Genomic DNA, 1,210 nt, shown 5'->3' on the forward strand with positions numbered 1-1,210 from the left:
TGGCCAACATGGTCGCGGCGGGCGTCATCGACGTCGGCATCAGCTGTGGTGTCGAGGCGATGTCCCGGGTGCCGCTGGGCTCCGGCTCCAAGCACGGGCCGGGCAAGCCCTTCCCCGACGAGTGGAACGTCGATCTGCCCAACCAGTTCGAGGCGGCCGAGCGGATCGCGCGTCATCGGGGGCTGACGCGCGCGGACGTGGACGCGTTCGGGCTGCTGTCCCAGGAGCGGGCGGCGCTCGCCTGGGCGGAGGAGCGGTTCAAGCGGGAGACGTTCGCGGTGCAGGTGCCCACCACGGAGGAGGAGCAGTACGCGGGACAGGGCATGTGGCGCCTGGTCGACAAGGACGAGGGACTGCGGGACACCTCCCTGGAGGCGCTGGCCCGGCTCAAGCCGGTGATGCCGACCGCGGTGCACACGGCGGGCAACTCCTCGCAGATCTCGGACGGTTCGGCCGCGATCATGTGGGCGTCCAAGCGGATGGCCCGCGCGCTGAAGCTGAAGCCCCGGGCGCGGATCGTCGCGCAGGCGCTGGTGGGCGCCGACCCGCACTTCCATCTCGACGGGCCGATCGACGCGACCCGGGCGGTGCTGGGCAAGGCGGGGATGTCGCTGAAGGACATCGACCTGGTGGAGATCAACGAGGCGTTCGCGTCGGTGGTGCTGAGCTGGGCGCAGGTCTTCGAGCAGGACCTCGCGAAGGTCAATGTCAACGGCGGCGCGATCGCGCTCGGCCACCCGGTCGGCTCGACGGGCGCCCGTCTGATCACCACGGCCCTGCATGAACTGGAGCGCACCGACAAGGAGTTCGCGCTGATCACGATGTGCGCGGGGGGCGGCCTGGCGACCGGCACGATCATCCAGCGCCTGTAGCGGACCGCCGGGCGCGCCCCGGCGGCCCCGGCCGCCCCCGGCGCCCTACTTCACCGGCACCGGTTCCATCAGCCCCGCCGCGTCGAGCGCCGGGGCCCGGGCCGCGCGCGGCCCCTGGACCACGTACGACAGGGCGAAGCCCGCGGTGACCACCACGGCGCCGCCGACCGCGTCGAGGACCCAGTGATTGGCGGTGGCGAGGATGGCGGAGATGGTGCACAGGGGGTGCAGCAGACCGAGCGCCTTCATCCACCACTTGGGGGCGAGGACCACGATCACGACACCGCACCACAGGGACCAGCCGAAGTGCAGGGACGGCATCGCCGCGTACTGGTTGG

The 1,210-nt window shown here is 71.9% G+C and carries 2 protein-coding genes; one reads left to right on the top strand and one right to left on the bottom strand.

What is annotated here, in order from left to right; genetic code table 11:
* Window positions 1–872, top strand: an 872-nt coding sequence (locus tag CCN72_RS31450; protein WP_086811524.1) for an acetyl-CoA C-acyltransferase, incomplete at its 5' end; no start/stop codon positions are given.
* Between the two features lie 45 nt (window positions 873–917).
* Here CCN72_RS31450 and CCN72_RS31455 read toward each other — a convergent pair.
* Window positions 918–1,210: phosphatase PAP2 family protein (locus tag CCN72_RS31455; protein ID WP_208638150.1), on the bottom strand; the 293-nt coding region annotated here is incomplete at its 5' end.

The sequence above is a fragment of the Streptomyces murinus genome (genome assembly GCF_002154555.1).
GTDB classification, from domain to species: Bacteria; Actinomycetota; Actinomycetes; order Streptomycetales; family Streptomycetaceae; genus Streptomyces; species Streptomyces murinus.